The organism is Candidatus Omnitrophota bacterium, assembly GCA_028716245.1.
Classification (GTDB): Bacteria; Omnitrophota; Gorgyraeia; order Gygaellales; family Profunditerraquicolaceae; genus UBA6249.
In genome coordinates, this window is the sequence record JAQUQW010000001.1 from 131,905 (window position 1) to 158,566 (window position 26,662).

Genomic DNA, 26,662 nt, shown 5'->3' on the forward strand with positions numbered 1-26,662 from the left:
AAAACGGTCGCTGTCCCTATTTATTTGTTGCAAGTTTTGGAACTTTTGTTATAATTATACTCTATGCCAGAATTAAGGAAAGATCCAGTTATCGGTAGGTGGGTGATTATTGCCACTGAGCGGGCTCGCCGTCCGGACCAATTCGCCGGTAAGCTTGAAGACCAGGAGGACCAGAAGCCCTGTCCGTTTTGTGAAGGCCAGGAAACCAGGACGCCTTCTGAAATTTACGCCATTCGCCCGCATCATTCTACTCGCAACGGCCCGGGTTGGGACTTGCGGGTTGTGCCCAGCATATCCCCTTTCTTGAGGGTTGAAGGCGACCTGGAAAGGCGCGGAAACGGCCTTTATGACGTGATGAATGGCATCGGCGCCCATGAAATTGTAATCGAAAGCAGCCAGCATATCGCCAATATGGCGGATTTAAGCGAAGAGCAGATTGCTAAAGTGCTTAACTGCTATGCGGAAAGAATAGTTGATTTGGAGAAGGATAGCCGGCTTAAATATGTCCTGGTATTTAAAAATTATGGCATCGGCAGCGGCGGCACAGAGATCAAACATTCGCGTTCGCAGTTAATTGCCACCCCGGTTAACCCCAAACGCGTAAAAGAGGAACTGGCCGGCGCCCGCCTTTATTATGAATATCATGAGCGTTGCGTGTTCTGTGATTTGATCAAACAGGAATTGGCGGAAAAAGAAAGGGTGATTGCGGATTTCGATGGATTTGTCGCGGTCAGCCCGTTTGCGGCGCGTTTTCCTTTTGAAACCTGGATTTTACCTAAACAGCATTGTTGCGATTATACTTGTATGGACGCCTCATCCAGAAAAAATCTTGCCCGGGTGCTTAAAGCTGTCCTTTTAAGGTTAAAAATAGGGTTAAATGACCCGGATTATAATTATGTGATCCATACCGCCCCTTTCCGCCGGCAAAAAATCGGCTATTGGAAAACTATAGATCTGGATTACCATTGGCACATCGAGATTATGCCGCGTTTAACTAAGGTGGCGGGTTTTGAATGGGGCACGGGTTTTTATATTTGCCCGCTTCCTCCCGAAGAGACGGCTAAATTCTTAAGAGAGGTGCAAATTTAAATGGGTGAATTAAGAAGGGATCCGGTAGTCGGCCGCTGGGTGATTGTGGATACGGAGCATCCGAGAAAGCCGGAAGATTTTAAACATGAGCAGAATATCGTCAGTGGCACGTTATGCCCGTTTTGTTATGGTAACGAATTTATGACTCCGCCTGAAATAAGCTGTTTTCGCGATCCGGGTACCGCGGCTAATACTCCGGGCTGGCAGGTGCGCGTGGTCGCCAATAAATTTCCCGCTTTGCAGATCGAAGGAGAGCTTAACCGCCGGGGGCTGGGTATTTATGATATGTCAAACGGCATCGGCGCCCATGAAGTTTTAATTGAGAGTCCGTATCACAACAAGGATATCTGCGAACTTCTTCCGCAGGAAATCGAAAATTACCTGAAGATGTGCTGCGCGCGGATGATCGATTTAAAAAAAGACAGCCGCTTTAAATACATTATGGTTTTTCGTAATTATGGCGCTGCAGCCGGCGCCTCATTAGAGCATCCGCATACGCAGTTGATCGCTCTTCCCATGGTGCCGAAGAATCCCCTGGAGGAGATCCACGGAGCGCGTGATTATTATAATTATCGCGAGCGCTGTATATTCTGCGACATTATCCGCCAGGAGATTCATGATAAGACAAGGTTAATTTTGGAGAATCAGTATTTTGTCGCCTTCTGTCCTTTTGTTTCCCGGTTTCCATTCGGGATCATGATTATGCCTAAGCAGCATAGCGGATATTTTAGCCACATTTCAGGGCCGGAGATCTCGGCGTTAACGCAGATTTTAAAAGACACATTAACAAAATTAAAAAAAGTATTTGTAAATTTAGCGTATAATTATATAATTCATTCTGCGCCGATTAACGGTGAAACTGACGTGGAGTATTACCATTGGCATCTTGAAATTATGCCAAAGTTGACCCAAGTCGCGGGTTTTGAGTGGGGGACCGGTTTTTACCTCGATCCAACTTCACCTGAATTAGCCGCGCAGTATTTGAAATCCGTATAATGGATTTAGGGTTGTCCCTATTTCCCGATTAATTTCGAAACAGTTTCCTATTCTATTTAACCAAGGAGGATTCAGATGGCAGTTAAAGTCGGTATTAATGGTTTTGGCAGGATTGGCCGCCTGGTGGCCCGCGCGATTTTAGAAAAAAATAGTAAAAATATAGAGCTGGTGGCGATCAATGATTTGACCGATGCCAAGAGTAACGCCTATCTTTTTAAATATGATTCCGTGCACGGGCGTTTTAACGGCGAAGTAAAGGCGACCGCTGATAATGTAATCTCGGTTAATGGCAAAGAGATCAAGGTTTTGAGTAAAAGAGACCCGGCGGAACTCCCCTGGAAAGATTTAGGAGTAGAGATTGTTGTGGAGTCTACGGGGTTATTCACAATTAAAAAAGATGGCGTAAATAAAAAAGGCAAGGAAGTAAAGGGCGCGGAGAATCACATTACCCGCGGCGGCGCCAAAAAAGTGGTAATCTCGGCTCCGGCTGAAGGTGAAGATATAACCATTGTCATGGGCGTAAACGAATCGAAATATGATCCTAAAAATCATCATGTAATTTCCAATGCCTCTTGTACCACCAATTGTCTTGCTCCGGTTGCCAAAGTGATTAATGACAATTGGGGTATTGTTAAAGGGCTGATGACCACAATACATTCATATACCAATGATCAGAAATTGCAGGATATGGCCCACTCGGATTTACGCCGGGCCCGGGCCGCCGCAATTTCGATGATCCCGACTTCAACCGGAGCGGCCAAGGCAATTTCATTGGTTATTCCGGAATTAAAAGGCAAGCTGGATGGTTTTGCCATCCGTGTTCCCACACCTAATGTTTCGGTCGTGGATTTGAGCGCGACTTTATCCAAGAAAGTGACTGTTGAAGAGCTCAACGCCGCTTTTAAGGCAGCTTCCGAAGGGCCGATGAAAGGGATACTCGGATACACTGAGGACCCGGTAGTTTCGATTGATTTTAATCATTGTTTATTAAGCTCGATAGTTGATGCCAAGATCACCAAAGTTATTCAGGATGATTTTATTAAAGTGCTGGCCTGGTATGACAATGAGTGGGGTTATTCCAACCGCGTAGTGGACCTGTGCGATTATATTGTCAAGAAGGGGTTGTAATTTAAATAGGGACAGCGACCATTATTTTTTGGTTGCATTGAAGAGAATAATGGTCGCTGTCCCTATTTAATAAGGAGAAGATATGGCGAAATTAACTTTAAAAGATATCGATCTAAAAAATAAAACAGTGTTGGTGCGCGCGGATTTCAATGTGCCGCTTGATGCCAGCTTTAATATTACGGATGATATACGCATCCAGGCAACCTTGCCTACCCTAAAATATATTTTAGAGCATGGCGCTAAAAAATTAGTGTTGATGAGCCATTTGGGCAGGCCGGATGGAAAGCCGGTTGCCAAATATAGCCTTAAACCGGTAGCCGCGCGTTTAAGAGAGTTACTAGGCCAGGATGTGCTGTTCCTTAATGACTGCGTAGGCGATAATATTAAGCAGGATATTGATAAAGCAAAAGAAAGGGTGATTTTGCTGGAGAATTTAAGATATCACGCCGAAGAGGAGGCAAATGACGCCGGTTTTGCCGGCAAGTTAGCCTCTTTGGCCGATATCTTTGTTAATGATGCTTTTGGTACCGCTCACCGCGCGCACGCCTCAACGGAGGGCATAACTCATTTCTTAAAATCCGCCGCAGGGTTTCTTCTGGAAAAAGAGATCAAATATTTAGGCGGCGCCGTAAGTAATCCCCAAAAGCCATTTATGGTTATTTTAGGCGGAGCGAAAGTTTCAGATAAGATCGGGGTTATCGAAAACTTACTCCCTAAATGTGACGCGATTATTGTCGGCGGCGGTATGGCCTATACTTTCCTGAAGGCGCAAGGCAAGCAGATCGGCAATTCCAAGCTGGAGAAAGATAAAATAGATTTAGCTAAATCCATCCTGGATCAGGCCAAAGGGTTGAATAAAGAAATCCTGCTGCCCGTGGATAATCTGGCGGTAGATAATATTGACCCGAATGCAAAAACCGAAATTGTCGGAGATAATATTCCTGACGGCAAGATTGCCGTGGATATCGGTCCAAAGACGGTTAAACTGTTTGAGGATAAATTAAAATCCGCCAAAACCATCGTTTGGAACGGCCCGCTGGGGATATTTGAGATGGATGCTTTTAGCAAGGGAACCCGGGATATTGCCAAGTTTATTGCCACTTTAAAAACTACCGCGATAATCGGAGGAGGGGATACCGCGGCGGCAATCGCTAAATTTAAATTAGAAGATAAAATGGCGCATATTTCAACCGGAGGAGGGGCAAGCCTGGAATTTCTAGAGGGAAAAACTCTTCCAGGGATCGCAGCGCTTACCGATAAATAAGTAACCGAAACTGTTTCCGACCCAATCGGGAAACAGGGGTATACATCCCTATTTCCCGATTGGGTCGGAAACAGTTTTGAAGTAAGGAGTTATTTGAAAGATGAGGAAAACGATTATTGCCGGAAATTGGAAGATGTATAAAACAATTAATGAAGCCATTGATTTGGCCAATAATTTAAAACGGGAACTTTTTAAAGTGAATTTTGCTGCAGTTGATGTAGTATTGTGCCCGGTTTTTACAGCCTTAAGCGAAGTTGCCGAAGTCTTGAATGAAACGGATATTCAATTAGGCGCCCAGGATATCTATTGGCAGGAGGAGGGAGCTTTTACGGGAGAGGTTTCTGGGCTAATGCTTAAGGACGCGGGTTGCCAGTATGTGATTATCGGGCATTCCGAACGCCGGCAGTTTTTTGGCGAAACAAATGAAACGGTGAATAAAAAAATCAAAGCCGCCTTAAGGCACGGGCTTATCCCGATTATTTGCGTAGGCGAGAATTTAGAAGAAAGGGAATCCAATAATACTTTTAAAGTAATCCAGGATCATATCAAAGGCGGCATGGTGGATATTAGCGCTGAGGATATCTTAAAAACAGTTATCGCGTATGAGCCGGTTTGGGCAATTGGCACAGGCAAGACAGCGACTCCGGAGCAGGCTCAGGAAGTGCATAAATTTATCCGTGATTTATTAAGGAAAATGTACGGGGAAGAGGTGGCCAGCAATATCAGGATTCAATATGGCGGGAGCGTGAAACCGGAAAATATCCAAGAATTAATGGCGAAGCCGGATGTGGATGGCGCCCTGGTTGGCGGGGCCAGCTTAAAGGTGGATTCATTTAGTTCAATAGTAATTAAAGCAAGTGAGGTCCTAAAATGATGACGTTATTGATTATAATTCATGTAATTGCTTGTATAGTTTTAATTGGCCTGGTTTTAATCCAGCGCGGAAGAGGCGCCGGTTTAGTGGAAAGTTTTGCCGGGGTCGAATCGATGTTCGGGACAAAAACCAGCGCTTTTTTAACGCGCACGACGACGATTATGTCGGTTGTTTTCTTTATAACCTGCTTAAGCCTTGCAGTTATGTCAGTTAAACAGAGCAAGTCATTGATGCGCAATGTACGCCCGGTTACGCCAAAAACAAGCTTGGCTGTAACCGAGCCAGCCAAGGTTCCGTCACCCGCGCCTAAACCTGAAACAGTAACGTCAGAAGCAATCAAAGTTCAGACGCCACCGCCACCGCCAGCCAATGCGCCAGCAGCACCAGCCAAGCCGGATGCAGCAAAATCCCAATAAAAAATTATTCTGGGTATTTATTTTAAGCAGCGCGGTTTATTTTACGCAAGGCATCGAAGGACTGCCCGCCCAGGGGCTGTTTTATTATCTTAAAGAAACCCTGCATTTCTCCCCCGAGAAAATAATGCTTCTGGGATCCTTTACCACCCTTGCCTGGTTGGTTAAGCCTTTAATCGGTTACGTAATCGATAATTCATTCAGTAAGCGGGTTTGGATATTTATTTCCCTGGCCTTAGATATAGTTTTTGTTTTGTTCCTGGGTTTGATGCAGATGCCGCTGATTATTTTAGTGGCGTTGCTGGCGCTTAACTCCTCCGGCGCGGCCTTTCGCGATGTCGCGGTTGACGGGATCATGTGCGTGGAGGGCAAGAAATATCAGGCTACCGGAAGAATCCAAAGTATCCAATGGGCCTCGATTTTAGTGGCAGGATTATTTACTGGAATCGGCGGGGCATTTATCGCCGAGAAATGGGGTTACCAGATGGGTTTTTTATGCTTGATCCCGGTTTATCTTGTCGTGGGCCTGCCGGCTTATTTTTACAAAGAAGAGCAGGCAGAGAAGAAGTATTCAACTTTGCTTACCGATTTAAAGAAGCTCTTTAGCGATAAGAAAATATTGATTATCGGTTTATTTATATTTTTGTATAAATACTCTCCGTCTTTTGGCACTCCTTTATTTTTTATTCAGCGCGATAGCTTTAAATGGGGCAAGATGTGGATCGGTACATTAGCCACAATTGGCACGCTATTTGGCGTTTGTGGTTCGTTGCTTTATTATAAATTCAGCCAGAAGATAAATATCAAAAAATGGCTGTATTTTTCGGTGTTTGCCGGAGCCCTGACTACTTTAAGCTACCTATACTATACTCCCTTCTCCGCGGTTATTTATGATATTATTTATAGCCTGATCGGAATGTTTATATTTTTAATGCTTCTGGATTTTATGGCCAGGCATTCGATCAAGGGGCTGGAAGCGACTTCATTTGCGCTTTTATGCAGTATAAATAACCTGTCCGATGTATCGAGTAGTTTATCAGGGGCATTTTTACTTCCGCTTATCGGCTTAAAATGGCTGATAGTTTTATCCGCGTTAACCAGCTTTCTTTGCCTGTTCCTCATTAATAAGATTGAATAAATTAAATAGGGACAGCGACCATTTTTCTCTTCTATGCGACCAAGAAAAATAGTCGCTGTCCCTATTTCTATTTAAAATTTTCGTGCCGAAGCAAAAGACGGAAATCGAATTATTTCTATTGCCATTTTACGGAGTATTCTATATAATAATAAACTATGATGGAAGCGCTTAAGCCCTATATACTTAGCTTTATTCCGCTGTTTGTGGCCGTGGATGCCATCGGCAATATCCCCATTTTTTTGTCTTTAGTTGAAAATTGTTCTAAAGCTCAAAAAAATAAGATAGTTTTGGACGCGGTTACCACCGCAACGGCGGTAGCGATTATCTTTATGATCATAGGCAAATGGATTTTTTTGCTCTTGGGCATAACTATCCCTGATTTTCAGATTGCCGGCGGCGCGCTTTTATTCATTATTGCCGTGCGGCTTTTAATGCCGGGTGCGCAAAAAAGCACATTAACCAGCGCTCACAATAATAAAGATATGGGGGTATTTCCGTTGGGCACTCCTTTAATTACCGGCCCTGCGGTCCTGGCTACTACCCTGATGATGATGAATAGCTTTGGCGCGGCGGCAACGCTGGTTTCATTGATATTAAACATGTTTTTTGTCTGGCTTACTTTGATCAAGGCGGATGTAATTATCAAATTTATCGGCCCAAGCGGTATCCGGGCATTCTCTAAAATTATTTATATATTACTGGCAGCCATTGCGGTGATGATGATCCGGCATGGCATAACCGGGGCGTTCCTCAAATGATGCGTAAAGTCTTAACCTTTATTATGGCCGGCGGAAAAGGAGAGCGGCTTTTGCCTTTAACCAAAGACCGCACAAAACCGGCAGTGCCTTTTGGCGGGATATACCGGATTATCGATTTTACTTTAAGCAATTGCATTAATTCCGGGATGCGTAAAATTTATATCCTTACGCAGTATAAATCCGCTTCTTTGCAGAGGCATATCCGCCTGGGCTGGAATTTCCTGCCTTCAGAGTTAGGCCAATTTATCGAACTGCTTCCGGCGCAGCAGCGCATCGGGGATTCCTGGTATTTGGGCACCGCCGACGCCATCTATCAGAATCTCTATACGTTGGAAATGGACCGGCCGGATGAAGTCTTGATTTTAGCCGGCGACCATATTTATAAAATGAATTATTACGCGATGATCGATGTGCATCGTGAGCAAAACGCGGACCTAACGGTGGGGGTGGTTGAAATTGAAAAACCTAAGTCTAAGCATTTGGGGGTAGTTGAGGCAGATAGTGCCGGACGGGTTACGGGTTTTCATGAAAAGCCGGTGAATCCTAAAACTATCCCCGGGAAGCCGGATAAGATTTATGGTTCAATGGGAATTTATGTATTTAACCAGTCTGTCTTGATGCAGGAACTGCTTGAGGATTCCAGGAATAATAAATCTTCGCATGATTTTGGAAAAGATATCATCCCGCAGATGTTAAAGAAAGGGATGAAGGTTGTGGCCTATAATTTTCGCAATAAAGATAATGAAGATGAGTATTGGCGCGATATCGGGACCATCGACGCTTATTATGAGGCAAATATGGAATTGATCCAGGTGAATCCTACTTTTAATCTTTATGACCAGGAGTGGTTGATCCGGACTTTTCAAGAGCAATATCCACCGGTAAAGACTGTGCACTCTGGCGATAAGGAAGAAGGAAGAGTGGGCCTGGTCCTGGATTCGATAGTTTCTGAAGGCTGTGTTGTTTCCGGAGGCCGGGTACAGCGTTCGATACTATCCCCTAACGTAAGGATAAATAGTTTCTCCGAAGTATACGATTCGATTTTAATGGAAGGGGTTAATGTCGGCAGGTATGCTAAAATCAAACGGGCAATTATCGATAAGGATGTGAACATCCCGCAAGGGATGGTTATCGGATTCAATTTAGAGGAAGATAAAAAGAGATTTTTTGTCAGCGAATCGGGAATAGTTGTGGTTGCTAAAGGTACGGAAATCAAGTAATGCCAGTAAGGGCGTCCCCTTAGAGGGCGTCCCCTAAAATGATTAGAAAAGCTAAAATAAAAGATATAAAGCAGATCCAGGAGTTGATTGGTTGTTTTGCCAAGATGGATGTGATGCTGCCTAGGTCGCTCAATGAACTTTATGAGAATATCAGGGATTTTTGGGTGGAGGAAGATAAGGGCAAATTAGCCGGCTGCGCGGCTTTGCATATTTCCTGGGATGATTTAGCCGAGATTAAATCTTTAGCGGTTGCTAAAAATAAACAAGGCAAAGGTATCGGCCGGGATTTGGTCACGGCTTGCCTGGCGGAAGCCAGGGTTGTGGGGGCAAAAAAGATTTTTGTGCTCACCTACCAGCCGGAGTTTTTTAAAAAATTAGGGTTCAAAAAAATTAAAAATAACCAACTTCCTCATAAAATCTGGGCGGAGTGCATTAACTGCCCTAAATTCCCCAACTGCCAGGAGATTGCCCTGCTGAAACGCTTGTAAAATAATCTTTTTATGTTATAATTTCTCAAATTAACCGGAGGAAACTATGGATTATTTATTGACTGAAGAACAAAAAATGATTAAAGATTTAGCGCATAAAATTGCCGAGGAGAAGATCCGTCCGGTTGCGGCTAAATATGATATTAGTGAAGAGTATCCCTGGGAGGTTTTAAAAGTAATGGGCGAGAGTGATATGTTTGGATTGTTTATTCCAGAGGAGTACGGCGGATTTGCCAATAGCACAATGAATCTATGTTTGGCAACCGAGGAGTTTTCCCGCGCCTGCGGAGGGATCGCGGTTTGCTACGCGGCCAGCGCCCTGGGAACAATTCCGATTGTTTTATTTGGCACTGATGAGCAAAAGAAAAAATATTTACCGGATTTAGCCAAAGGGAAAAAAGTCGCCGCATTCGCGGTTACTGAACCGGAAGCCGGTTCGGATGCCTCCGGAATAAAGACTGTGGCTAAAAAAGAAGGCAACCATTATGTTTTAAATGGCCTCAAGCATTTTATTACTAATGGCGGGGATGCGGAAACTTACGTTGTGATTGCCATGACTGATAAATCAAAAGGAGCCCGCGGAGCGACCGCGTTTATCGTTGAAAAAGGAACCCCCGGTTTTACTTTCGGGAAAAAAGAGGATAAGTTTGGAATCCGGGCATCCAGCACGCGGGAATTAATTTTTACCGATTGCAAGGTTCCCGCGGAAAATTTATTGGCAAAAGAAGGCATGGGTTTTATCGTGACCATGAGGACCTTTGATATGTCCAGGCCGGGTGTCGCGGCGCAGGCGTTAGGGATTGCTCAGGGGGCCTTGGAACTGGCGGTAAAATATGTTCACGAAAGAGTGCAGTTTGGTAAGCCCATATCAAGTTTTCAGGGTATTCAATGGATGATTGCCGATATGGCCACGGAAGTTGAAGCAGCGCGCGGTTTAGTTTATTCAACCGCTAGAATGCTGGATGCCGGAGTAAAAGATGTATCTAAGGAATCGGCTATGGCTAAGATGTACGCGTCAGATGTGGCGATGCGGGTTAGCGTGGATGCCCTGCAATTATTCGGCGGATATGGATACATGAAAGATTATCCGATTGAAAAATACGTGCGTGACGCCAAGATCACCCAGATATACGAAGGAACTAACCAGGTGCAGCGCGGTATAATTGGTTTGAAAGTAATCAAGGAAATGGCTAAATAAAAATGAATATCATCGTCTGCATAAAACAAGTTCCTGAAACTACTGATGTAAGGATCAATCCTGAAACCAATACGCTGATGCGCGAAGGGGTCAAGGCGATTATCAACCCTTTTGATATGTATGCTATTGAAGAAGCCCTGCGGCTTAAGGAAAGATTCGCTGGTAAGGTCAGCGTAATTACCATGGGGCCTCCTCAGGCGGAGGGTGCTTTGCGCAAAGCAATTTCCATGGGGGCTGATGAAGGATATTTGGTTTGCGACCGGGTTTTTGCCGGAAGTGATACCTGGGCAACCAGCTATACTTTGGCCGGGGCCATTAAAAAACTTGGGGCATTTGATTTGATTATTTGCGGCAAACAGGCTTCCGACGGGGATACGGCCCAGGTTGGCCCGGGAATATCCACGCATTTAAATATTCCGCAGGTAACTTACGTTAAAAAGGTAGAAGAGGCAACGGACAAATCCATGCGTTTGGAGAGAATGCTGGAGGAAGGTTTTGAAATTATTGAAACTCCACTTCCGGCGCTTTTAACCGTAGTTAAAGAGATTAATGAACCCAGGATTCCTTCATTAAAAGGTTTAATGCGCGCAAAATCCGCCAAGATTACTACACTCACCCAGAAAGAATTGGATTTAGACCCGCAGCAGATTGGCTTATGCGGTTCTCCGACACAAGTGGTAAAAATATTTACTCCTGCCCCGAGGGTTGGAGGCCAGATACTTAAGGGTGAGATTCCGGAAATTGCTAAACAGCTGGTGGACTTGATTAAGGGTGAGGTTAATTAAAGATGCCGATTGCCATTATTGTTGAAAAATGCACGGGTTGCTCATTATGCGTTAAAGCCTGCCCGTTTGATGCTATCCGCGTAATGGATAAAAAAGCGGTGATCGATTTGAATAAATGCACGCTTTGCGGGGCATGTAAAGATGCCTGTAAATTCAAGGCGGTGCTGTTAGAAAAAACTCCGGCCAAGTGCGCTTTGCCCAATATCAAAGATTATAAGGGGATATGGGTATTCATCGAGCAGAAAAATGGCAAGGTGCAATCGGTTTCATATGAATTATTAGGCAAGGCGCAGGAGTTGGCTAAAAAATTAAATTGCCAGGTAAGCGGGGTTCTCATCGGCGATAAATTAGAAGACCAGCTGGATGAGTTGATTTTTTGCGGGGCTGATAACATCTATCTGGTAGAGGCGCCGGAGTTGGCTAATTTTCAAGATGAGCCTTATACAAATATTTTGGTTGCGTTGGTTAAGAAATATAAGCCTGAGATACTTTTATGCGGGGCCACAAATATCGGCAGGTCTTTGATTTCACGGGTGGCAATAAATATCAAGGCGGGCTTAACCGCTGACTGCACGGGATTAGATATCGACCCGGATAAAAAGATTCTTTTACAGACACGCCCGGCTTTCGGCGGCAATATCATGGCCACAATTATTTCTCCCAATTACCGCCCGCAGATGGCAACAGTAAGGCATAAGGTTTTTGCGCCTATGCCGGCGGATAAAAAACGTAAAGGCAGGATCATCAAAGAAAGTTTTGACAGTTCGTTTTATGTTTCGCGCACCAAACTCCTGGATATTATCGAAGAAATTGAAACTACGGTAAATTTATCCGAAGCAGACATCATTGTTTCCGGCGGCCGCGGAATGGGCTCTCATGAGAATTTTAAATTATTAGAGGAACTAGCCCATGTCCTGGGTGCAGCTGTTGGTTCAAGCAGGGCGGCAGTGGACTCCGGTTGGATGCCTTATTCACACCAGGTCGGACAGACCGGCCGGACCGTTGCTCCGAAAATTTATTTTGCCTGCGGAATAAGCGGTCAAATCCAGCATCTTGTTGGAATGCAATCATCAAAAATTATTATCGCCATCAACAAAGATCCCGAAGCACCGATTTTTAAAGTAGCAACTTACGGTATAGTGGGGGATCTCTTTCAAATTATTCCTGCTCTAATCCAAGCCTTCAAAACATCTCTCCGAAAATAAAATATTAGGGACAGCGACCATTTTCCCGAGTCTAAGAATTGGTTGGAAAAATGGTCGCTGTCCCTAATTTCAATCTAAGGTAGTGGGTCAATTTGAAGGGGCTAGCCAAAATAAATTCCTGATTTTAAACAATAACAGCAGTTTTAATAAAGCTTGACTATATTGTTTGTGTTGATAGAATAAGGTTAATATGAATCCCACCCTGGCTATCGCTAGAATATATTTTCAATATTGAGGAGAGAATTGATATGGATATAGGCGCTGTCTTATTACAGTTGATGAAACAGCTTAATAGTAGCGTTTTTGTTTTATTGGCAATGTTGGGGTGTTTATTTTGGGTAGTTTATAAGGTTGGAAAATGGTCAGAAAAATTCAAACATCATGCTGATAAGATATTAAGAATAGAAAATCTTGCCGAGAAGTTTATTGAGTTAAAAACTAAAGTAGATTTGATCTACGACAATACGAATCCAAGAAAGACAGTGGCAGCAATGAGTCCAATAAGTTTAACTGAAACAGGAAAAGATATAGTTAGTAAAATTAGTGCTAATAAAATCTTAGAGAAATATCTTCCACAATTAGTGAAAGAAGTTGAGTTAGAGAATCCTAAAAATGCTTATGATATTCAAATGTCTTCTATGAAGCTTGCGAAAGAAAAAATGATAGCTTTCCTTAATGAAGAAGAATTGAATACTATCAAGCAGGAAGCGTATTCACGAGGAATAATAGTTCAAGATGTAATGTCTGTGTTTGGAGTTTTATTGCGAAATCACATACTAAATCTGAAAAGCATACCAATATCTGATGTAGATGTGCACTCTCCTGCTAAACAAAAAATATCTTGAAATTATACAAAAATATGGCATAATATATTTATGCCTAAGCACTCAAGCATAAATAAAGACGAAAATCAGATAGCCGCTTCAATACTTAGCCAAATTACAGAAGTCGCAACGCAACAACCTACCAAAAACCCTGCTGCCGTAGCTTTAGGCCGATTAGGTGGACTTAAGGGTGGTAAGGCTAGAGCAAAAAAACTATCTGCTAAACAAAGAAAAAATATAGCTATATTGGCGGCTACAAAGCGTTGGAAAAAAAATCTTGACTTTCTACTTTACATAAGTTAAAATTGATAACTTGAAATTTAATCAAATTTATGGTAACCTAGGAGTAGATCGTGTGTTCGTTAAATTTCGGTTCTGACGGATACGTAACATTGCCAACAAAGTTTCATGGGGATGTAAAATTATCTAGCTGGAAATGGGAGATAATTTGTGCAAAACCAGAAAGGCAGTGGTACAGATTTAATAGCGAGAAAATTCCTACAACTCTTGTTGCTCCTGATTATGTAAGGTTGCATCATAATAAAGAGGGACAAGTATTTTATTATAAGGAATTTGCTCGTTATAAACTAACAGAACAGATTGAAATCCCTGCAAGTGAAAGATTTAAATTTTTTGCCGTTATTATAGATTTAAATAATGGGAATACGATATGTACCATTTATCCCGTTGGAAAACCTAAGAAAGGTAAAGAATTTAAACCTGAGGAGGTAGAAGCATGAAAGGTATAAAAGGTTGTATGAATATTGATTTCGAGGAAATTTACGAACAAGAAACCGATACATATTATGTTTCTTTTAGGACAGGTGAACCTTCGTATGCTATTGAAGTGGATGATGTTCTTATTATGGAAGCCGGAATCTTTACGAATATGCCTACGGGATTTAGGATATTGAACTTTAAATCTAATCCAGTACAAGCGGTTAGATTTATTATTGAAAAGATCAAAAAAACAACGGAAGAAGCTAAAAAAGAGGCTTGTGGTCGTTTCCGAGTTATGGAAAATTGTTTAGAAAAAAGACTCGAAAAAACATTGGCACAAGCGAACGCATAATATAAATTAAAGAAACTTAATATTTGGCAATAGCCGAGTTAATTAAAACTCGGTTATTTTTTACTTGACAATGCTTGAGCGCTCAAGTATAATATATGTAGATAAGGAAAGGAGCGCTACCATGAATAAATTGACTAAAGAGAAAAGAATCCAAGTTATAGCCTCACTCGTCGAAGGCAACTCTATTCGTGCTACCTGCCGCATGACTAATGTAGCCAAGGGCACAGTCTTAAAATTGCTTAAAGACATCGGCAAGGTCTGCACAGAATACCAAAACAGGGTTTTTGTTAAATTGCCTTGTAAACGTCTCCAATGTGATGAAATCTGGTCTTTTTGCTATGCCAAAGCTAAGAATGTGCCTAAGGATAAGCAGGGTAAATTCGGCTATGGTAATGTTTGGACTTGGACGGCGATCTGTGCGGATACCAAACTTGTGCCTTCTTGGTATATTGGAAACAGGGACGCTATCTCTGCTTTACGTTTTATGAAAGACTTAAAAAAGAGATTAAAGTATCGTGTTCAACTTACCACAGACAGCTTCAAGTCCTATTTAGTTGCTGTTAACCACGCCTTTGGAAAGGATATCGACTATGCTATGCTTGTTAAGAAATACGGGCATGAGACAGAGAATTATCCGGAAGTGCGATATAGTCCGCCTACCGTAGTTGGGATAGAAGAAAGACCTATCAACGGAACGCCCGAATCACGGCATATCTCAACAAGCTTTGCGGAAAGAAATAACTTGACTATGCGCATGAATATGAGAAGATTTACCCGATTAACTAACGCCTTTTCAAAGAAAGTGGATAACTTAGCTTGCGCTGTAGCGCTTCATTTTATGCATTATAACTTTTGCCGGATTCATCAAAGCTTAAGAGTAACTCCTGCAATGGCTTGTGGAATTACTAAGCGTCTTTGGAGTATTGAAGATATCGTAAATTTGCTCGACGAGACCTCGACGAGAAAATGAAACTGACCCACTACCCAATCTAACTTTCCCATATTTTTGCAGTAATCTGCTTTAAATCAGTACTAATCATACCTATATGTTAAATAATGTAAATATTTTCCTTGACAAAAAACAGTCCTTTATTTATAATGCGACTATGGTTAATAGCAATTTGATGACTATTGAAGACTTAGCAGATTATTTAAAAGTTACTCGCCGCACTATTTATGATTGGTTAAAACATAATAAGATACCGGCGCTAAAGCTGGTCGGGCAATGGCGCTTTAAAAAAGATAAAATTGATGATTGGCTTGAAGGCCAGTCGCAACCACATTAGCACCCGGCGCTAATCGGAATTGCGCCGGTGTGTGTTTGTACACAAGGGGGATAAATATGTATTTTAAAAGACTGGAATTGGTTGGTTTTAAGTCGTTTTGCGATAAGACTACGCTTAATTTTGAACCGGGAATTACGGCTGTAGTTGGCCCAAACGGCTGCGGAAAATCAAATATCTTTGATTCTATCCGCTGGGTCCTGGGCGAGCAATCCGCCAAATCGCTGCGCGGCTCGGAGATGCTCGATGTCATTTTTAATGGCACGGATAACAAAGAGCCGTTAAGTATGGCTGAGGTGAGCTTGACCTTTGACAATACCAACCGTTTTTTCAATCTCGATAATCCGGAAGTATTGATTACCCGCAGGCTTTTTCGATCCGGTGAGAGTGAGTATATGCTTAATAAAACCACGGTGCGCCTTAAGGATATCCTGGATATATTATTGGGTACGGGGATTGGAGCGGAGAGTTATTCGATTATTGCCCAGGGTAAGATTGATTTGGTATTAAGTTCCCGGCCGGAGGACCGCCGGGTTGTTTTTGATGAGGCCAGCGGAATAAGCAAATATAAAGCCCAGAAAAGGGAAGCTATGCGTAGGCTGGAGGAGACCGAGCAGAACCTCCTGCGCGTAAATGATATTGTTACGGAGGTCAAGCGCCAGATTAGCTCACTTGAGCGTCAGGCTAATAAAGCCAGAAGGTATAAAGAAATTTTTGAGGATTTAAAATTAAAGGAAATCGATTTGGCAAATCTGGATAAAAAGATCATCCTTAAAGAAAAAGATGAGCTTATTCAGCAGCTGGCTGACTTGGAAAAAGAGCAGTCAGCCTTAGCGGATTTAGTGGCGCAGCAGGAAGAAAAAATCGCCAACCGCCAGTCAGAGTTGAAAAGTTTGGAGGAAGCGATGATGGAGGCGCGCAGCCAGATGCTTAATTTGGAGAATACCCTGGTGCGCAGCAACGAACATATTAATTTTAATCAGCAGCGTATTGCCGAATTAATCCAGAATAATAATGTTTTAGAGGGCCAAATCGACCAGGCAAAAGCCAAACTTATCCAGGATGAGGAGAAATTGGGGAAGGTGCGCGATGAATACAACAGCCTTAAACAGGATATAGATAATAAGCAGTCTATCCTGGTGCAGAAGGAAGATGAGCTTAATAAGCTAAGCGGCTCGATTAAAAGTTCGCTTGAGGTTATTGCGGAAAGTAAAAAGATAATTTTAGATTTAGAAGTCGCGATCACTAATATCCATAACGAAATCGGAAATTTTAATTCTAAACATCAGGTATTCCTGGCGCGTAAAAAAAGGCTGGAGATTGAAAAGGCCAAGGTCTATGAGGAAAAAGTAATTACTGAGGATGCTTTGAATAAGGTTACCCAGGAATTGGCTAATACCCGGGCGCTGGTTGATGAGTTCAGGCAGAAAATCTCCAATGTAAAGCTTAGCCTTGAGCAGGAGGGGCAGAATCTAAGTGAAATTAATAAAGAGATTGTTGACCTGGGAGGCGAGAAAATTACTTTAGTTTCGCATAAAGAGTTCCTTGAGAAATTAAAGAATAAATATGACGATATCGGCGAGTCGCTAAACGCGGTGATTTATTTGGATAAGCTGCCTAAGGAGAGCCTGACCGGCCTGGTGGTAAAGATCCAAAATCAGGAGGACTTGAAAATAAGCGGAGAGGCCAAGCCTATCGAATTAGATACGCAGAAAATCGACGAAAAGATTTTAAGGTTGGATGAGAAGCTGGGCGAGCTGCGGAACAAGATGATCTTGCGCCAAGCCTGTATTTCGGAACTAAATAAGATGTCTGCGGATTTAGAGCAGCAGTTGCGCAATCATGAAATAACTCTGGCGAATAAAGAATCAAGTTTCCAGGGAACCCGGGAACAGTTTGGTAAAATCAAGGAAGAAGAGGATGTTATTGTGATGGAGCTCTCTGATGTAGCACGGGAGGTTTCGGCGATTGAGCAGAACTTAATTACCTCCCAGAATCAGCTTTCTGACTTGAATAGCCAGGAAAGGATTAGGCAGGATTTAATCAGCCGGCAGGAGGATGCCATTGCCTTAAACAGTAAAGCGCGCGAAGAGGTTTTAGTTTTGATTACTCAAACCAAGACTGAAATTGAAGCTTTGAATAAGCGTTTTAGTTCTGACGCAGCAACTCTAAAGATCTTAGATGAAACTTACAGCCAGGATAAGGCCAGCCTTGAAAATATCGTAAGGCAAATCAGCGAAACCGGGGGCCGCCAGGAGGCTTTAAAACTTGAGATTATTGAATGTCAGGATACGATTAAGGAAGCAGAAATCCAGATTACGCGGAAAAAAAGCGCCTTTGCTGAGGTTGAACTCAGCTATAATGAGGTTTCCGGAGGCACAGTCGGATTGGTAAAAAAGATCGAAGCTGATCGCAAGCAATTAGACCAAATTAAGAACCGGCTGCATGAGCTGGCGATGCAGGATAAAGACTTGGATTACCGTTATACGAGCCTAAAAGAAAGAATGTCCTCTTGCTATAAGGTAGAGCTGGATTCAGGAAATTGGGAAGAAAAAGAATTGGATTATTCGGGTTTATCCGGAGAAATCAGCGAATTAAAAAGAAAACTTGATTCCTGCGGGACGGTGAATTTGGTTGCGATTGAGGAGTACGATGAGTTAAAGAAACGCTACGATTTTCTTATCCAGCAGCAGGCTGACCTTTCGGGAGCCAAAGAATCTTTGCATCAGGCGATTTTAAAGATTAACCGCACGACCCGGCAGATGTTTATGGAAACATTTGAGAAGGTAAAGGTTGAATTTAAGAATTATTTCCGTTTGCTTTTTAACGGCGGGGACGCCCAGCTTTTCCTGCTGGATGAGAATGATCCGCTTGAGTCGGGGATTGAAATTATCTGCCGGCCTCCGGGAAAGAAACTCCAGAATGTTTTGCTCTTAAGCGGCGGGGAAAAGACGATGTCGGCGATCGCTTTGATATTTGCGATTTTTAAAGTGAAGCCTTCACCGTTCTGTATTCTTGATGAGATTGACGCGGCTCTTGATGAGGCTAATGTCGACAGGTTTTCCAGGGTCTTGCAAGAGTTTGCTAAAACTTCGCAGTTTATCGTCATTACCCATAACAAAAAAACAATTGTCAATGCCAATATTATGTACGGTATTACTATGGAGCAGTCCGGGGTTTCCAAGATCGTATCCGTGAAATTATCGCAGACTAATAAGGAACAGCAGGAGCAGGAAGCTCAGGTTGCAGTTTAAAATTAACCGCAGCAGGTATTATTCTTACCTTTGTTTTTGGCTTGGTAAAGTGATCTATCTGAAGAGGTAATCAGTTCCGCGGGAAGCTGCCCATTTTCAGGGAAGGTAGAAATTCCCAAGCTCACCGTGAGCATCTTATTAGGAAAAATTTTTTCATTCAGGAAAGGGTATTTTTGGATATCCATTCGTATGCGTTCGGCAATCAAGAAAGCTTCTTTTTTATCGGTGTGGGGCAGGATAATCGTGAACTCTTCGCCGCCATACCGGCAAACATAATCCATCTTGCGTGATTGATTGCGTAGGAGCAGAGCCAGGTCTTTTAATATTTTATCTCCCGCCTGATGTCCAAGCGTATCATTGTAAATTTTAAAATCATCGATATCTACCGTAATCAGGCTTAAGGGGCTTTTGGTTGCCTTGGCTTTCTCAACTTCTATTTGCAGCAGGTATTGAAAATATCCATGGTTCCAAAGATTGGTCAGGTAATCTGAATGCGCCCGCTCTACGGTTAATTCAAAAAGCTGGGAGTTTTCGATTGCCAGGCCGGCCTGGTTGGCAAGCATAGTCAGCATGCGGATATCGTCTTTGGTAATCGGGTCATTGGTAATAAAATTGTCCGCCACGATAATCCCGTTTACCCGGTCTTTAGCTTTTAACGGTATAAGCACAAGCTCGTTGCTTTCCAATGTCTGGATTACCGGTGAATTACGGTATTGATGCAGGGTTTGTCCGGTTAAATGCAGGGGCATGCCTTCTAATACCGCCAAAGCCAGAGGGTTTTCATTTTTATCAAGCATGGATACTTTTAAATCCCGGACCTGCCGGTTAAAACCTGATTCTAATACAGCGTTGGAGTTTTTGAAGGCGCCGATTAAATCCTCAAGGTCCATTTTTTCCTCTTCGATTTTAGTCCAAGCGATATTGGCTTCTTCTCCGTTTTCCGGCCCGATCCCCATTTTACCCTCGATAATCTTTTCTTTTTCATTGACCAAGAAGAGCATGGCGCGGTTAAACCCTAACCCGGTATGCGCAGTTACGCCGGTGAGGATAATGTAGAGGATTTCATCCAGTTTTAGCGTAGTGCGCATAGCATTGGAGACTTCATGAAGGATCTTTAGCTCAATCTTGGTGCGCTCAAGTTCGGTTTTTAACCTGCTTAACTCTTCCATAATGGTTAAATCTAGCATATTTTGGTTTAAGTGTCAAGTTAGAGGGGGATTTAAAATAGGGACAGCGACTATTTTTTATTCTAATATTTTATCAAAAAATAGTCGCTGTCCCTATTTTATTGACATTGCTTTATATTATTATATAATGATTTTAACAAATATAAGGAGGTAATCATGCTTAGATTTCTAAGAGATATTGGATTAATTTTTTCCGCGATACTTCTTTTTTCGACCATTGTTTCGGCTGCTGAAGAGATAACCATTACTACCTATTATCCTTCGCCGTATGGTTCGTATAATCAGTTGCAAAGTAAGACATTGGGTGTAGGAGATAATAATGGTAATGGTGTATTGGATAGTGGCGATGTTCCTGACCCAATTGCTCATCCTGGAGATGTTTGGATTAAGGGTAAAGTCGGCATCGGGACGTCGACGCCTGGAGCGAAGCTGGATGTTAATGGTAATATTTATGATAGTGGAGGTTCTCTTATTTTTTCTACTGCTACAGGTACTCATACTGGTATTGGAAATACCGCTGGATGGGCAGCAATTGAAAATGCAGCAAATTATAATACTCTGATGATTTTGGGTCGAAGCGGAGGAATTGGAGGCGTAAGATCAGTAAGTATTTGGGATAGATTAGATGTGAATGGACAGGCGTATTGTTCTTCGGGTGTGTGGTCTGGTTCTGATATAAGATGGAAAAAGAATATCGAGAGCTTGCCGAATGATACACTGGGCAGGGTATTAAAGTTGAGGGGTGTTAAGTTTCAGTGGAGGCGTGAAGATTTTAAAGATAAAAGTTTTCGGAAGGGTAAGCAAATAGGGATAATTGCCCAGGAGATTGAAAAGCAGTTTCCAGAACTTATAAGCACAGACGCAGATGGTTACAAATCGTTTGCCTATGATAAGTTTACTGTTGTGCTTTTGGAAGCTATTAAAGCCCAACAAGAGGAAATCAAGGGATTAAAAGAGGAATTAGCAGGCATAAAAACTATGCTGAAGAAATAAATAGATAATATTTTCGTGTTAGATCTCCCTCCTTATTACGTCTATTGGGCGTAGAAAGGAGGGATTTTTATTGTTTGACAGTGCGGTGGGGGCAGGTTATAATATTTACTCAAATTTAAAAAGTGGAGGATTAAAATGGTAATAGATAAGAAAAAAGAAGAGGTAAAAGACAGTTCTGATCGTCAAAAAGCGCTGGAACTAGCGCTTGCCCAGATTGAAAAACAGTTTGGCAAAGGTTCAATTATGAAGCTGGGGGCCCACACCAAGGCTAACGTTGAGGTTATTCCTACAGGCGCCCTTACTCTTGATTTAGCTTTAGGCGTAGGAGGCTTGCCGCGCGGCAGAGTAATCGAAATATTCGGCCCGGAAGCTTCCGGAAAGACCACGCTTACTTTAACGGCGATAAGAGAAATCCAGAAAAAAAGCGGAGTAGCGGCTTTTATCGATGCTGAACATGCTTTTGATTCAACTTATGCCAAGTTAATCGGCGTAAACTTAGATGACCTGTTAATTTCTCAGCCGGATACGGGTGAGCAGGCTTTAGAGATTGCCGAAACCCTGGTGCGTTCCAATGCCGTGGATTTAGTGGTGATTGATTCGGTGGCGGCATTGACCCCGCGGGCGGAAATCGAAGGAGAGATGGGTGATTCGCATATGGGGCTTCAGGCGCGCCTGATGTCCCAGGCATTGCGTAAATTGACCGGCTCAATCAGCAAATCGCGCACTACCGTAATTTTTATCAATCAGCTGCGGGAAAAAATCGGCGTGATGTTTGGTTCTCCTGAGACAACTCCGGGAGGCCGGGCGCTTAAATTTTATTCATCAGTAAGATTGGATGTGCGCAGGATTGCTTACTTAAAAGAAGCGGATAAAGTTATTGGTAATCATGTCAGGGTAAGGGTAGTGAAAAATAAAGTTGCTCCGCCTTTTCGCGAGGCCGAATTTGATATTCTGCACAATGAAGGGATCGCAAAAACCGGCGCGGTGATTGATGCGGCGGTAAATTTAGAAGTTGTCGCTAAATCCGGTACCTGGCTTTCATATGAAGATAAGAAATTAGGCCAGGGCAGGGAGGCGGCGATAAAATTCTTAAAAGAGAATCCAAAAGTACAGGAAGATATTGAAAAAGCAGCACGTAAAAAGTCAAGCGAGGCTGAATAAGCCGCAAAGCCATAACGCGGAAAAAGCCAGAGCCTATGCTTTTCTGCTCCTAAAATTTCGCCTGCGCAGTGAAGCTGAGCTAAAGGGGCGGCTAAAGCAAAAAGGATTCTCCGAAGAATTAAGCCAGGATACGGTTAATTTTTTAAAGGATAAAGAGTTTATCGATGACCGCGTTTTTGCCAAGGGTTGGGTGGCCTCCCGTCTTAAGCGGCCGTTTGGCATAAGAAGAATAAAACAAGAGCTTATCGCTAAAGGCTTAAATAAAGGAATTATTGAGGATTCGCTGGTCCAGGCAAAAAAAGATTACAGCGAAGATCAGGTAGTCAGCCAGCTAGCTCAGCAGAGATTTTCAAGGTTAAGCAAGATAGAGCCGCAGAAAGCAAAAGCGCGGGTATACGCGTATTTATTGCGCCGAGGTTTCTCACCGGATGTAGTAGGTGAAATAATCCAACAATTATGACCGCGGATATTTTAAGAGAAAAATTCCTGGATTTTTTTAAAGCCAGGAAACACAAAATTATTGACAGCGATTCTTTAGTTCCCAAGGATGACCCGACGGTGCTATTTACTCCTGCCGGGATGAATCAATTCAAAAAAGAATTCCTGGGTTTTGATTCTGGTTTTAAGCGCGCCTCTACTTCACAGCGCTGCCTGCGCACGGATGACCTGGATAAAGTAGGCAAGACCAGCGTGCACCATACTTTTTTTGAAATGCTGGGAAATTTTTCTTTCGGGGATTATTTCAAGAAAGAAGCGATATCCTGGGCCTGGGAGTTTTTGACCGAAGAACTAAGGATACCCGCGGATAAACTTTGGGTTTCAGTATATCAGGATGATGCTGAGGCTTATGATATCTGGAAGAGTGTTGTAAAAATTCCCGCGCAGAAAATTGTCAGATTAGGGGATAAGGACAATTTCTGGCCGGCGGAAGCAAAGGCTAAAGGCCCAAATGGCCCTTGCGGCCCCTGTTCAGAGATATTTTTTGATTTTGGAAATGATGTGGGATGTAAAAAACCGGATTGCACGCCGGCTTGCAGTTGCGGGAGGTTTGCTGAAATTTGGAATTTGGTGTTTACCCAATTTAATCGTAAAGCCGATGGATCCTTGGAGCCATTGCCTAATAAGAATATCGATACCGGCATGGGCCTTGAGAGATTAGCGGCGCTGATGCAGGGCAAGCAGAATAACTTTCAGACGGATTTATTTGAGCCGATAATTAAGGAGATAAAACATTTTTCAGAGGTAAATCAAAAAGACAATAATGAATTTTTTTACGCGATTGCTGACCATGTACGGGCTGTAGTTTTTTCGATATATGACGGGATTTCTCCTTCTAATGAAGGCCGCGGGTATATAGTTAGAAAAATCATCCGCAAGAGTGTTCTGCATTTAAGAAGTTTAGGGATAAATGAACCGTTTTTAAATAAACTAGTGGGTGTGGTTGTCCAGATTATGCATAAGCCTTATCCGGATTTAAAGGATAGGCAGGAGGATATTGCCCAGGTTATTTTGAATGAAGAGAATAATTTTATTAATACCCTGAGTTTAAGCAGTACCTTAATAGATAACGAAATTGAAAAAGTTAAAAAAGAGTTAGAAAATGATCCAAAGAAAGAAGGTTTTACTATTGCTAGTGCGGCTACTTCCGGGGCCTTAGGTATTTCTGCTTTTAGATTATATGATACTAATGGCATTCCGCTGGAGATAACAAAGGATGAATTAAATATAAGGTTCATTAAAGTTGGTGAGAATTTTGAATCGGCTTATCAGAACGAGTTGGATAAACAGAAGAACCTTTCAAAATCATTCAGTAAAATGAAGGGGGATGTCTTTGACGCTAAAGGATTAGGCTTAAAACTAAAAGAAACTAAGTTTGTCGGCTACAAAGAGAATTCTACGCAAACCAATATTCTGGCTATATTAAAAGACGGCAAGGAAGTAAATGAGACTTCATCCGGGAATAAAATACAGGTTGTTCTAGATCAAACTCCGTTTTATGCAGAAAGCGGCGGACAGGTTGGGGATACCGGGGAATTGATAAATGGAAAAAATATTTTTGAAGTTTTGGATACAAAAAAGATTAATAATGTTATTTTACATATCGGCCGGGTCAAATCCGGTAATTTTAAGAAAGATGACAAAGCCGTTGCCAAGATAAATGTCCAGCGCAGGTTAAATATTGCCAGGAATCACACGGCTACCCATATTTTACAGGCATCCTTACGTGAAGTTCTAGGAAACCATGTCCAACAGCAGGGGTCTTTAGTAAACGAAGAAAAACTCCGTTTTGATTTTACACATTTTAAAGGATTATCCGAGGGAGAAATTGCCAGAGTTGAAGAGTTAGCCAATAGCTATATTATCAAAAATTATGCGGTGGATTCTCAAGAGATGGCGCTTAAAGATGCGAAGAAGCTGGGGGCCTTGGCGTTTTTTGAAGAGAAGTATGGCGAAAATGTCCGCCTGGTCCAAATAGGGAATATTTCAAAAGAATTGTGCGGCGGCACGCATCTTGCCAATATTAAACAAATCGGTTTGATAAAGATAATCAGCGAAAGCTCCGTAGCCAGCGGGATAAGAAGGGTTGAAGCGGTTACTGCTAAGTTCGCGGAACAGTTTGTCAAGGATCAAAAGCAGAAGGCCATTGAAGAATCTAAGAAGAAAAGCAGGCTAGCGGAACTAAAGGCGCAGGAAAAGAAGCGCAGCGCGGAAATTAATAATCTGCTGCCGGCTAAATCACTTGAGCTTTCGCAGAAGAGCGTAACGATAAACGGAATGAATGTTGTTTTTTCAGTTGAAAACAATTTAGATATGAATGCATTGCGGCTTCTGGCAGATATGATTAAAGTAAAGTTAAACCGGGCGGTAATTGTTTTAGGCGCTCAAGACGGCAGCAGGGCATCTTTAGTAATCGGCTTAACCGCGGATTTATGCGCAAAAGGGTTAAGCGCCAAAAATATCATTCTTCAGGTTGCCCCGCTTATCGGCGGAAGCGGCGGCGGCAGGGGGGATTTTGCCCAAGCCGGCGGCAACGCCCCGGAGAATTTTGCGCTGGTATTTGATAAAATAAAGGATATAATAATTAAGTTATGAAAATAATCCGTTTTACCAGTAAAAAATTAGAGAAGATTTATAACCGCGGCCAGTTACGCCAGAGGCGCGTTGAGGAAAAGGTCAGCAAGATTATCGACGATGTGCGTTTTTTCGGTGATGAGGCCTTGATTAAATATACCCGTAAATTCGATAAGGTCAAACTTAGCCTGCGCCAGTTAAAAGTTTCCCAGATCGAAATCAGCGGAGCTTACGCCAATATCAGCCCGAATTTTGTTTCTTCCCTTAAAGTAATCATGGAAAATATAAACCATTTTTACCGCAAGCAGCTGCGTAAGTCCTGGAGGATTAAGGGCGCCGAAGGAGTTGTTTTGGGTGAAAATTATTCGCCTTTAGAGAGGATCGGTGTTTATATACCCGCCGGGACCGCTCCTCTGGTCTCTACCGTTTATATGAGCGTATTACCGGCAAAGTTGGCGCAAGTTAAAAAAATCGTAATGATCAGTCCGCCGGATAAGAACGGGTATATTAATCCGCACATTTTGGTAATCGCCGACCTGCTTAAGGTTGATGAAATTTACCGGGTCGGAGGGGCGCAAGGGATCGCGGCTTTAGCTTACGGGACTAAAACTATTCCCCGAGTGGACAAGATTGTCGGGCCGGGGAATATTTATGTCAGCGAAGCCAAGCGACAGGTATTTGGCGCGGTGGACATCGATATGATTGCCGGGCCCACGGAGCTGGTAATTATTGCCAATCGTTTTAGCGACCCGAAATATATTATCGCCGATCTTCGCGCTCAAGCTGAACATGCTAAAGGTTTGGCGATATTAATTACCAATTCTAAGAGTTTAGCCAATGAAGTAAAATCCCGGTTAGACGGGGATAACGGCTATATCATTTTGACCAAAAATTTAAAACAAGCTGCTGAGATTGCTAATAAGATCGCCCCGGAACATTTAGAGATTCTTGTGCAGAATCCTAAGGGATTGCTTAAAGACATAAAAAATGCCGGAGCGATATTTTTAGGCCCTTATAGCCCTGTGGCGGTAGGGGATTATGTTGCCGGGCCAAGCCATGTTTTGCCAACTTCCGGAACAGCCAGGTTTTTCTCCGGTTTAAATGTTTCCGATTTTATTAAGAGCAGCCACATAATTAGTTATTCCAAAAAGGCGCTGGAAAAAATACGCGAGCCGTTAGAGAAGATTGCTGGTATTGAAGGCCTGCAGAATCACGTCGATTCCGTCAAGAGCAGGTTTTTATAATTTAAGAGGTAGGTTA

Annotated in this window: 26 protein-coding genes; 25 read left to right on the forward strand and 1 reads right to left on the reverse strand. The window is 42.7% G+C overall.

The genetic code is table 11. The features are described from left to right. Window positions 1-63 precede the first annotated feature (63 nt). From PHG87_00715 to PHG87_00810, 20 genes are all read left to right on the forward strand, one after another. Window positions 64-1,089, forward strand: coding sequence for a DUF4931 domain-containing protein (locus PHG87_00715; protein MDD5476723.1), 1,026 nt, complete (start codon window positions 64-66; stop codon window positions 1,087-1,089). Further along, window positions 1,090-2,085 carry a galactose-1-phosphate uridylyltransferase gene (gene galT / locus PHG87_00720; protein ID MDD5476724.1) on the forward strand — a complete coding sequence of 332 codons (996 nt, stop codon included), beginning with the start codon at window positions 1,090-1,092 and terminating at the stop codon, window positions 2,083-2,085. It begins immediately after the preceding gene. 75 nt (window positions 2,086-2,160) lie between these two features. After that, entirely contained in the window at window positions 2,161-3,213 is a 1,053-nt protein-coding gene (gap, locus tag PHG87_00725) for a type I glyceraldehyde-3-phosphate dehydrogenase (GenBank protein ID MDD5476725.1), read from the forward strand. A gap of 82 nt (window positions 3,214-3,295) precedes the next feature. Beyond that, a complete protein-coding gene (locus PHG87_00730) occupies window positions 3,296-4,477 on the forward strand; it encodes a phosphoglycerate kinase (protein ID MDD5476726.1) in 1,182 nt (393 codons plus the stop codon). A gap of 100 nt (window positions 4,478-4,577) precedes the next feature. Then, window positions 4,578-5,351, forward strand: a complete 774-nt coding sequence (gene tpiA, locus PHG87_00735; protein MDD5476727.1) for a triose-phosphate isomerase — start codon at window positions 4,578-4,580, stop codon at window positions 5,349-5,351. Next, window positions 5,348-5,767 carry a preprotein translocase subunit SecG gene (secG, locus tag PHG87_00740; GenBank protein MDD5476728.1) on the forward strand — a complete coding sequence of 140 codons (420 nt, stop codon included), beginning with the start codon at window positions 5,348-5,350 and terminating at the stop codon, window positions 5,765-5,767. The genes tpiA and secG overlap by 4 nt, the downstream gene beginning before the upstream one ends. Then, window positions 5,748-6,902: an MFS transporter gene (locus PHG87_00745; GenBank protein ID MDD5476729.1), complete on the forward strand. Its 1,155-nt coding sequence runs from the start codon at window positions 5,748-5,750 to the stop codon at window positions 6,900-6,902. The genes secG and PHG87_00745 overlap by 20 nt, the downstream gene beginning before the upstream one ends. A 155-nt stretch (window positions 6,903-7,057) precedes the next feature. Beyond that, window positions 7,058-7,660, forward strand: a complete 603-nt coding sequence (locus PHG87_00750; protein ID MDD5476730.1) for a MarC family protein — start codon at window positions 7,058-7,060, stop codon at window positions 7,658-7,660. Then, window positions 7,660-8,880, forward strand: a complete 1,221-nt coding sequence (gene glgC / locus PHG87_00755) for a glucose-1-phosphate adenylyltransferase (GenBank protein MDD5476731.1) — start codon at window positions 7,660-7,662, stop codon at window positions 8,878-8,880. The genes PHG87_00750 and glgC overlap by 1 nt, the downstream gene beginning before the upstream one ends. A gap of 38 nt (window positions 8,881-8,918) precedes the next feature. Beyond that, window positions 8,919-9,368, forward strand: a complete 450-nt coding sequence (locus tag PHG87_00760) for an N-acetyltransferase (GenBank protein MDD5476732.1) — start codon at window positions 8,919-8,921, stop codon at window positions 9,366-9,368. Window positions 9,369-9,414: 46 nt separating this feature from the next. Next, window positions 9,415-10,566 carry an acyl-CoA dehydrogenase family protein gene (locus PHG87_00765; protein MDD5476733.1) on the forward strand — a complete coding sequence of 384 codons (1,152 nt, stop codon included), beginning with the start codon at window positions 9,415-9,417 and terminating at the stop codon, window positions 10,564-10,566. 2 nt (window positions 10,567-10,568) lie between these two features. Continuing rightward, window positions 10,569-11,351, forward strand: a complete 783-nt coding sequence (locus PHG87_00770; protein ID MDD5476734.1) for an electron transfer flavoprotein subunit beta/FixA family protein — start codon at window positions 10,569-10,571, stop codon at window positions 11,349-11,351. Window positions 11,352-11,353: 2 nt separating this feature from the next. Then, window positions 11,354-12,556 (forward strand): electron transfer flavoprotein subunit alpha, encoded by a 1,203-nt coding sequence (locus tag PHG87_00775; GenBank protein MDD5476735.1) that lies wholly within the window; start codon window positions 11,354-11,356, stop codon window positions 12,554-12,556. Between the two features lie 248 nt (window positions 12,557-12,804). Continuing rightward, window positions 12,805-13,401 (forward strand): hypothetical protein, encoded by a 597-nt coding sequence (locus PHG87_00780; GenBank protein MDD5476736.1) that lies wholly within the window; start codon window positions 12,805-12,807, stop codon window positions 13,399-13,401. Between the two features lie 30 nt (window positions 13,402-13,431). Next, entirely contained in the window at window positions 13,432-13,683 is a 252-nt protein-coding gene (locus tag PHG87_00785; GenBank protein MDD5476737.1) for a hypothetical protein, read from the forward strand. A gap of 50 nt (window positions 13,684-13,733) precedes the next feature. Continuing rightward, complete coding sequence (locus tag PHG87_00790) at window positions 13,734-14,120, forward strand: hypothetical protein (GenBank protein ID MDD5476738.1); 387 nt, start codon at window positions 13,734-13,736, stop codon at window positions 14,118-14,120. Beyond that, window positions 14,117-14,452: a hypothetical protein gene (locus PHG87_00795; GenBank protein MDD5476739.1), complete on the forward strand. Its 336-nt coding sequence runs from the start codon at window positions 14,117-14,119 to the stop codon at window positions 14,450-14,452. The genes PHG87_00790 and PHG87_00795 overlap by 4 nt, the downstream gene beginning before the upstream one ends. A 121-nt stretch (window positions 14,453-14,573) precedes the next feature. Next, complete coding sequence (locus PHG87_00800; GenBank protein MDD5476740.1) at window positions 14,574-15,422, forward strand: IS1 family transposase; 849 nt, start codon at window positions 14,574-14,576, stop codon at window positions 15,420-15,422. Between the two features lie 136 nt (window positions 15,423-15,558). Then, the gene (locus PHG87_00805; protein ID MDD5476741.1) at window positions 15,559-15,738 is read left to right on the forward strand and encodes a helix-turn-helix domain-containing protein; all 180 of its coding nucleotides are present in this window, start codon (window positions 15,559-15,561) and stop codon (window positions 15,736-15,738) included. Window positions 15,739-15,794: 56 nt separating this feature from the next. Continuing rightward, window positions 15,795-18,989, forward strand: a complete 3,195-nt coding sequence (locus PHG87_00810) for an AAA family ATPase (GenBank protein MDD5476742.1) — start codon at window positions 15,795-15,797, stop codon at window positions 18,987-18,989. 2 nt (window positions 18,990-18,991) lie between these two features. Here PHG87_00810 and PHG87_00815 read toward each other — a convergent pair whose 3' ends face one another. Continuing rightward, a complete protein-coding gene (locus PHG87_00815) occupies window positions 18,992-20,176 on the reverse strand; it encodes a diguanylate cyclase (protein ID MDD5476743.1) in 1,185 nt (394 codons plus the stop codon). Window positions 20,177-20,332: 156 nt separating this feature from the next. On the opposite strand from PHG87_00815, the gene PHG87_00820 reads away from it, so the two are divergent. The 5 genes from PHG87_00820 (at window position 20,333) to hisD (ending at window position 26,646) form a co-directional block, all read left to right on the forward strand. After that, on the forward strand, window positions 20,333-21,169 hold the full coding sequence (locus PHG87_00820) for a tail fiber domain-containing protein (GenBank protein MDD5476744.1): 837 nt from the start codon (window positions 20,333-20,335) through the stop codon (window positions 21,167-21,169). 135 nt (window positions 21,170-21,304) lie between these two features. After that, on the forward strand, window positions 21,305-22,330 hold the full coding sequence (gene recA, locus PHG87_00825; protein MDD5476745.1) for a recombinase RecA: 1,026 nt from the start codon (window positions 21,305-21,307) through the stop codon (window positions 22,328-22,330). Continuing rightward, window positions 22,290-22,790: a regulatory protein RecX gene (locus PHG87_00830; GenBank protein ID MDD5476746.1), complete on the forward strand. Its 501-nt coding sequence runs from the start codon at window positions 22,290-22,292 to the stop codon at window positions 22,788-22,790. Before recA ends, PHG87_00830 begins: the two co-directional genes overlap by 41 nt. Further along, window positions 22,787-25,423 (forward strand): alanine--tRNA ligase, encoded by a 2,637-nt coding sequence (alaS, locus tag PHG87_00835; GenBank protein ID MDD5476747.1) that lies wholly within the window; start codon window positions 22,787-22,789, stop codon window positions 25,421-25,423. The genes PHG87_00830 and alaS overlap by 4 nt, the downstream gene beginning before the upstream one ends. Further along, on the forward strand, window positions 25,420-26,646 hold the full coding sequence (gene hisD, locus PHG87_00840; protein MDD5476748.1) for a histidinol dehydrogenase: 1,227 nt from the start codon (window positions 25,420-25,422) through the stop codon (window positions 26,644-26,646). Before alaS ends, hisD begins: the two co-directional genes overlap by 4 nt. The last annotated feature ends 16 nt before the right edge of the window (window positions 26,647-26,662 follow it).

What these genes read in the sequence shown, in the direction of transcription:
- PHG87_00800 (MDD5476740.1), top strand. Translation starts at nt 14,574, where the DNA reads ATGAATAAATTGACTAAAGAGAAAAGAATCCAAGTTATAGCCTCACTC.
- PHG87_00745 (MDD5476729.1), top strand. Translation starts at nt 5,748, where the DNA reads ATGCAGCAAAATCCCAATAAAAAATTATTCTGGGTATTTATTTTAAGC.
- PHG87_00730 (MDD5476726.1), top strand. Translation starts at nt 3,296, where the DNA reads ATGGCGAAATTAACTTTAAAAGATATCGATCTAAAAAATAAAACAGTG.
- PHG87_00795 (MDD5476739.1), top strand. Translation starts at nt 14,117, where the DNA reads ATGAAAGGTATAAAAGGTTGTATGAATATTGATTTCGAGGAAATTTAC.
- alaS (MDD5476747.1), top strand. Translation starts at nt 22,787, where the DNA reads ATGACCGCGGATATTTTAAGAGAAAAATTCCTGGATTTTTTTAAAGCC.
- PHG87_00760 (MDD5476732.1), top strand. Translation starts at nt 8,919, where the DNA reads ATGATTAGAAAAGCTAAAATAAAAGATATAAAGCAGATCCAGGAGTTG.
- secG (MDD5476728.1), top strand. Translation starts at nt 5,348, where the DNA reads ATGATGACGTTATTGATTATAATTCATGTAATTGCTTGTATAGTTTTA.
- PHG87_00805 (MDD5476741.1), top strand. Translation starts at nt 15,559, where the DNA reads ATGGTTAATAGCAATTTGATGACTATTGAAGACTTAGCAGATTATTTA.
- glgC (MDD5476731.1), top strand. Translation starts at nt 7,660, where the DNA reads ATGCGTAAAGTCTTAACCTTTATTATGGCCGGCGGAAAAGGAGAGCGG.
- PHG87_00815 (MDD5476743.1), bottom strand. Translation starts at nt 20,176, where the DNA reads ATGCTAGATTTAACCATTATGGAAGAGTTAAGCAGGTTAAAAACCGAA.
- PHG87_00715 (MDD5476723.1), top strand. Translation starts at nt 64, where the DNA reads ATGCCAGAATTAAGGAAAGATCCAGTTATCGGTAGGTGGGTGATTATT.
- hisD (MDD5476748.1), top strand. Translation starts at nt 25,420, where the DNA reads ATGAAAATAATCCGTTTTACCAGTAAAAAATTAGAGAAGATTTATAAC.
- PHG87_00770 (MDD5476734.1), top strand. Translation starts at nt 10,569, where the DNA reads ATGAATATCATCGTCTGCATAAAACAAGTTCCTGAAACTACTGATGTA.
- PHG87_00780 (MDD5476736.1), top strand. Translation starts at nt 12,805, where the DNA reads ATGGATATAGGCGCTGTCTTATTACAGTTGATGAAACAGCTTAATAGT.
- tpiA (MDD5476727.1), top strand. Translation starts at nt 4,578, where the DNA reads ATGAGGAAAACGATTATTGCCGGAAATTGGAAGATGTATAAAACAATT.
- recA (MDD5476745.1), top strand. Translation starts at nt 21,305, where the DNA reads ATGGTAATAGATAAGAAAAAAGAAGAGGTAAAAGACAGTTCTGATCGT.
- PHG87_00820 (MDD5476744.1), top strand. Translation starts at nt 20,333, where the DNA reads ATGCTTAGATTTCTAAGAGATATTGGATTAATTTTTTCCGCGATACTT.
- PHG87_00785 (MDD5476737.1), top strand. Translation starts at nt 13,432, where the DNA reads ATGCCTAAGCACTCAAGCATAAATAAAGACGAAAATCAGATAGCCGCT.
- PHG87_00810 (MDD5476742.1), top strand. Translation starts at nt 15,795, where the DNA reads ATGTATTTTAAAAGACTGGAATTGGTTGGTTTTAAGTCGTTTTGCGAT.
- gap (MDD5476725.1), top strand. Translation starts at nt 2,161, where the DNA reads ATGGCAGTTAAAGTCGGTATTAATGGTTTTGGCAGGATTGGCCGCCTG.
- PHG87_00775 (MDD5476735.1), top strand. Translation starts at nt 11,354, where the DNA reads ATGCCGATTGCCATTATTGTTGAAAAATGCACGGGTTGCTCATTATGC.
- galT (MDD5476724.1), top strand. Translation starts at nt 1,090, where the DNA reads ATGGGTGAATTAAGAAGGGATCCGGTAGTCGGCCGCTGGGTGATTGTG.
- PHG87_00765 (MDD5476733.1), top strand. Translation starts at nt 9,415, where the DNA reads ATGGATTATTTATTGACTGAAGAACAAAAAATGATTAAAGATTTAGCG.
- PHG87_00750 (MDD5476730.1), top strand. Translation starts at nt 7,058, where the DNA reads ATGATGGAAGCGCTTAAGCCCTATATACTTAGCTTTATTCCGCTGTTT.